At 44.2% G+C, this 5,759-nt stretch carries 3 protein-coding genes and 1 tRNA gene; 2 read left to right on the top strand and 2 right to left on the bottom strand.

Annotated features, from left to right (window positions below):
* Nucleotides 1–1,761, top strand: a 1,761-nt coding sequence (locus tag A3766_RS13280; protein ID WP_068642332.1) for an Hpt domain-containing protein, incomplete at its 5' end; no start/stop codon positions are given.
* Nucleotides 1,762–1,988: 227 nt separating this feature from the next.
* On the opposite strand, the gene A3766_RS13285 is transcribed toward A3766_RS13280, so the two are convergent.
* A tRNA-Asn gene (locus A3766_RS13285) sits at nucleotides 1,989–2,064 on the bottom strand.
* 72 nt (nucleotides 2,065–2,136) lie between these two features.
* Nucleotides 2,137–3,348, bottom strand: a complete 1,212-nt coding sequence (locus tag A3766_RS13290; protein WP_304439727.1) for a pyridoxal phosphate-dependent aminotransferase — start codon at nucleotides 3,346–3,348, stop codon at nucleotides 2,137–2,139.
* Nucleotides 3,349–3,614: 266 nt separating this feature from the next.
* Here A3766_RS13290 and uvrB point away from each other — a divergent pair, with 266 nt between their 5' ends.
* Nucleotides 3,615–5,627 carry an excinuclease ABC subunit UvrB gene (gene uvrB / locus A3766_RS13295; RefSeq protein WP_068512349.1) on the top strand — a complete coding sequence of 671 codons (2,013 nt, stop codon included), beginning with the start codon at nucleotides 3,615–3,617 and terminating at the stop codon, nucleotides 5,625–5,627.
* The last annotated feature ends 132 nt before the right edge of the window (nucleotides 5,628–5,759 follow it).

Here is a 5,759-nt window from a genome sequence, read left to right on the forward strand (position 1 = left end):
GCCTTACTATGTGTACCGCTTGTCGACAAAGAGATTCTCGTTGGTGTGATTAACCTTTCCGGTGATGTGAAGAATGTGAGTTTTGCTGATAGTGATTATGAGTTCGTTTCTTCTGTAGCGCGATCCTTGGTGACGACAATCAAAAGTATTCGAATGCGTGAAGTTATCGAAGAGCAAAACAGAAACTTGGAAGCGAAAGTGGAAGAGCGTACTGCAGAGCTTCGTCAGAAGAACAACGATATTGCAAACATGATGGCGAATATGCACCAAGGTTTGTTTACTATTACCGAGGGTGGTTTTATTCATCCAGAGTATGCAGCATTCCTTGAGCAGATCTTTGAAACTGACCGTATCGCAGATCGTAACTTTGCGGACTTGTTGTTTAGCAACACAACGGCGGGTTCTGATGCAGTTGATCAGAATATTACTGGTGTCGATGCTATTGTCGGTGAAGACGAGATGATGTACGACTTCAACTCTCATTGCTTAATGACTGAAATGAACATCCGCATGGATGATGATCGTGAAAAGATTCTTGAGCTGGATTGGGATCCAATTATCAGTGAAGAAGGTGAAGTTGATAAGTTAATGGTGACAGTCAGAGATGTTACCGAGCTTAAAGCTCTAGAAGCAGAGGCTGAAGAGCAGAAGCGTGAGTTGGCAATTATTGGTGAAATCCTTGCTGTTGATGCAAGTAAGTTTGCCGACTTTATTGGTACTTCTGAAGACTTCTTGGCTGAATGTCGACAGCTTATCGAAGCAAATGATGAGAAAGACCTGGACATTATTGCTAACCTGTTCCGCTCAATGCACACAGTGAAAGGGAATGCTCGTACCTATGGTTTGAGTCAGGTTACCGACATTGTTCATGAAGTTGAAAGTACTTATGACGATCTTCGTAAGAATGAAGATGTACTTTGGGATCAGAAGCAATTGCTCGAAGAGTTAAGTGGTGCGGAAGATATCATCGCGAAGTATGCATATGTGTTCCGTGAGAAACTTGGTCGTGATGGAGAGGCTGAGAGTGGTATTTCCTTAGACCCGGCACGCGTCAGCTCTTGGTTGGAAAATATCAAGTCACTTACCCAGCAAACGCTTGATGACAATGTTAAAGGTGTTGTTTCTGAGGCATACAGCATGCTGATGTCAATGGAAGCTAAGCCCTTAGATGGTGTGATTTCAGATGTTATCGAATCAGCTAACTCGCTCGCAGAGCAGCTTGGCAAGGGTAAACCAAATATCGAAATTGATAATGCAGGAATCTTTGTTAAGAGCGAAGCGCATAGCACGCTTAATAACATATTCATGCATGTTTTCAGAAACGCTATGGATCACGGTATTGAGGGGATTGATGAGCGCCTTGAAAAAGGAAAATCTGAAAGTGGTACTATTAGTCTGGACGTTAGCTATATAGACGATTTGGCAAACCTTGCGGTTCGCGATGACGGGCGCGGTATTGCAATTAGCCGTATCTATAAAATGGCGATCGAGAAGGGTATTTATGCAGAATCCGATCCGAAGCCTTCAGCGAGTGAAATCGCTAATTTGATCTTCTCCTCGGGCTTCTCTACTGCGGATGAGGTTACGGACGTTTCAGGGCGTGGTGTTGGTATGGATGCTGTTAAGGGCTTCCTGGAGCGCGAAGGTGGAAGTATTGAGGTTATTCTGGATGATGGTGATGAGAATGCAGACTTCAGATCATTTACTACAAATATACGTATCCCGGCAAGTTTCTACCAGAAAGCTATTAGCTTTAACTAGTTTTAATAGTTGAGATTAAAGGCAGGCCTCTTACGAAAGTAAGGGGCTTTTTTGTTTGTGTTTGCGATATTTATAGTTGGCAAATCGATGTGGCTTATTTGGGGGTGAAAAAAACGGTCTGGTTGTATCCTGCAGGTCTTAGGCCTGGTCTATAGATTGGAGTGGATCTACAAAGAATTAATTCAAAGCGCAGCTTTGATAAAGTTAGGAAAGTGGGAATAAGAAGTTGGCTCCCCGAGCTGGGCTCGAACCAGCGACAAACGGATTAACAGTCCGCTACTCTACCAACTGAGTTATCGGGGAACAGAAGACTAACGAAGACTTCGTTAATCAAGGCCGCGTATACTAAAGAGCAAAGCGGCCCAGGTCAAGACCTTAAAGTACTTTTTTGAGACGTGAAATTGCTGACTCTAATATTTCCATGCTGGTTGCAAAGCTTAGGCGCATGCATCCAGGAGACCCAAAAGCAGACCCAGGTACAAGTGCCACACCTGCTTCACTTAGCAGCATCTCGGCCATTTCAACATCGTTAGATATATTCGCTAGATTGTCGATAGCACCCTGGAAGTTTGGAAAGACATAAAATGTTCCATCGCCAGAAATACATTCCACGCCGGGAAGTTCATTAAGCGCTGCGACAAGATAGTCGTGGCGCTTTTTAAACTCGGTAACCATTGTTGTGATGCATTCCTGGCTGCCATTTAGTGCTTCCAACGCCGCGGCTTGAGAAATGGAGCAGGGGTTCGATGTGCTTTGCGACTGAATCTTTTTCATCGCAGCGATTGCTTTTTCTGGTCCTGCTGCGTAGCCAATGCGCCAGCCTGTCATGGAATATGCTTTAGAGACACCATTCAAAACAAAGGTGCGGTCATATAGCTCTGGGCAGGCGTTCAATATGTTAACGAAAGGTTGTTCTGTCCATAGAATATGTTCGTACATATCATCGGTAACGACTAAAATCTCAGGGTGTTGTTTTAGTGCCTCGCCAATGGCAACCAGTTCTTCACGTGTATAAGCAATCCCGGTTGGGTTCGAGGGAGAGTTTAAAACTACGATTTTGGTTTTATCGGTAATTGCTGCTGACAGTTGCTCGGCAGTCATTTTAAAACGGTTATCAAGGCTCGTTTCAACAATAACTGGTTTGCCTTCCGCTATCTTGACCATGTCGGGGTAGGATACCCAGTACGGTGCAGGGATAACGACTTCGTCGCCTGGGTTTAGCAAGGCAAGTGAGAGATTGAAAAAGCTTTGCTTTCCGCCAGACGATACGAGGATCTGCTTAGGCGTATACTCAAGCTTGTTATCGCGCTTGAATTTATCGATGATCGCGCCTTTTAGTTCTGGAGTGCCGTCTACTGCGGTGTAGCGCGTCTGGCCATTTTTTATTGCACTAATCGCAGCCTGCTTAATGTGTTCAGGGGTGTCGAAGTCTGGTTCGCCAGCGCCTAAGCCGATAATATCTTTACCTGCGGCTTTTAGTTCATTGGCTTTGTTGGTAACAGCCAAGGTCGGAGATGGTTTTATAAGTTGTACCCGGTTTGAAAGTTCCAGGGCAGATAAAGCTGGGTTGGATGATTGTGCTTCCAAGTCTGTTTCCTCAATCAGGAATAATTGCTCACCGTAAATAAAGAACGTGCACTGGCTTATTCTAAAGCAAAAAATTTGCTATCGTTTGCTACCCGATAAGCGCATCGCATAGCTGCAGTTGTATTTATATACAAGTGTCTTAGTGCTGCCACCCAAGTTTAGAAGGTCAATCTACAGTCATGCTTCGTGACTGATAATAGATTTTCCTTTAAGGGAGTGGTCAAACTTGCGAAGTCTATCATTTTTTCATTACGACCGGAATCATAATGGCGAAGGAATTTTTACTAGAGTCACGATTTTCCCCAGCGGGGGATCAGCCTGAAGCAATCAAACAACTTGTTGAGGGGATAGAAGACGGTTTGATGTATCAAACGCTTCTTGGTGTAACGGGGTCAGGTAAGACCTATACGGTTGCAAACGTTATCTCAGCGCTTCAGCGACCTACTATTATAATGGCGCATAATAAAACACTGGCGGCTCAGCTATACGGCGAATTTAAAGAGTTTTTCCCGCAAAACTCGGTCGAGTACTTTGTTTCTTACTATGACTATTATCAACCTGAAGCCTATGTTCCATCTTCAAACACCTTTATTGAAAAAGATGCTTCAGTCAATGAACATATTGAGCAGATGCGTCTATCTGCAACTAAAGCACTTATGGAGCGGCCAGACGCAATAATTATTGCCACGGTTTCTGCCATCTACGGTTTGGGTGACCCGGAATCATATCTCAAGATGATGCTACATCTAGATAGGGGGGAGCCGGCTAGTCAACGCGATATCTTAAAACGATTGGCCGAGATTCAATATACGCGAAATGACATCGAGCTACACCGAGCTACCTATCGTGTGCGTGGTGATGTGATAGACGTCTTCCCCGCTGAGTCTGAAAAAGAGGCAATCCGAATTGAGCTATTTGATGATGAGGTCGAGAACTTAAGTTTCTTTGACCCCTTAACCGGCGAAGTGACGCGTCGTGTGCCTCGGATTACGATTTACCCTAAATCCCATTATGTTACGCCGCGCCAAACAATTCTGAATGCTGTGGATGGAATTAAGTCCGAATTAGAAATTCGTTTAGCGCAGTTACGGGACAATAATAAGCTCGTCGAAGCGCAAAGGCTAGAAGAACGAACTCGCTATGATACAGAGATGATGACAGAGCTGGGTTACTGTAATGGTATTGAAAACTACTCGCGCTACTTGTCTGGGCGCGATGTCGGCGCAGCGCCGCCTACCTTGTTTGATTATTTGCCGGATAATGCCTTAATGGTAATCGATGAGTCGCACGTAACGATTCCTCAGATTGGTGCAATGTTTAAAGGCGACAGGTCTAGAAAAGAAACCTTGGTGGAGTATGGTTTTAGGCTTCCGTCGGCACTTGATAATAGGCCTATGCGTTTTGAAGAATGGGAGCGTATATCTCCCCAGTCTATTTTTGTTTCCGCGACACCATCAACCTACGAAGAAGAGCATGCTGACAAAACCGTTGAGCAGGTCGTTAGGCCGACGGGGTTGCTTGATCCTCTAATAGAAGTGAGGCCTGCTACAACTCAAGTAGATGATTTGCTGTCGGAGATTAATGCGGCAACCGAGCTAGACGAAAGAGTGTTGGTTACAACGCTAACAAAGCGTATGGCTGAGGATCTCACAGATTTCTTAATGGAGCATGGCGTTCAAGTCAGATACTTGCATTCCGATATAGATACTGTCGAAAGAATTGAAATTATTCAGGACTTACGTCGTGGTGAGTTTGATGTCCTGGTAGGTATTAATCTGTTAAGAGAAGGGCTTGATATGCCGGAAGTTGCCCTGGTTGCAATTCTCGATGCTGATAAGGAGGGTTTTCTTCGTTCCGAAAGATCACTGATTCAGACGATAGGGCGGGCGGCTAGAAACGTTAAGGGCAGAGCGATCTTATATGGAGATAAAATCACACGATCAATGGAGAAGGCGATATCAGAAACAAAGCGCCGTAGAGCAAAGCAGATGAACTTCAATGAAGTAAATGGTATTACGCCCCAAGGCCTGAATAAGAAGGTTGGTGATATCATGGAAGGTGCTTCTTTCATTCCTGGAAAGCGCAAAGCAAAAAATAAAGTTGCGGATGCAGGTCAGGAGTACGATATGGCAATCGCTGCTCGAACACCGAAAGAGCTGGAGTCTGAGATGCGTTCATTAGAAGAAGAAATGTATCAGGCAGCAAAAGACTTAAAATTCGAAAAGGCAGCAAGTTTACGAGATAAAATTTCCGAGATTAAAGAGCGCCTACTTCTATAGTTAGCGCGTTATTTACAATTCGCGTCAGAAAAACGTCGTTTTTATGCACATTTTCGAATTTGCTAAGAAAGTCAATATGAAACATGGCGTTTTTTTGCAAAAATACTAAAGAAACTATAAGGCATTGAAAAA

It is taken from the genome of Oleiphilus sp. HI0132, from assembly GCF_001635845.1.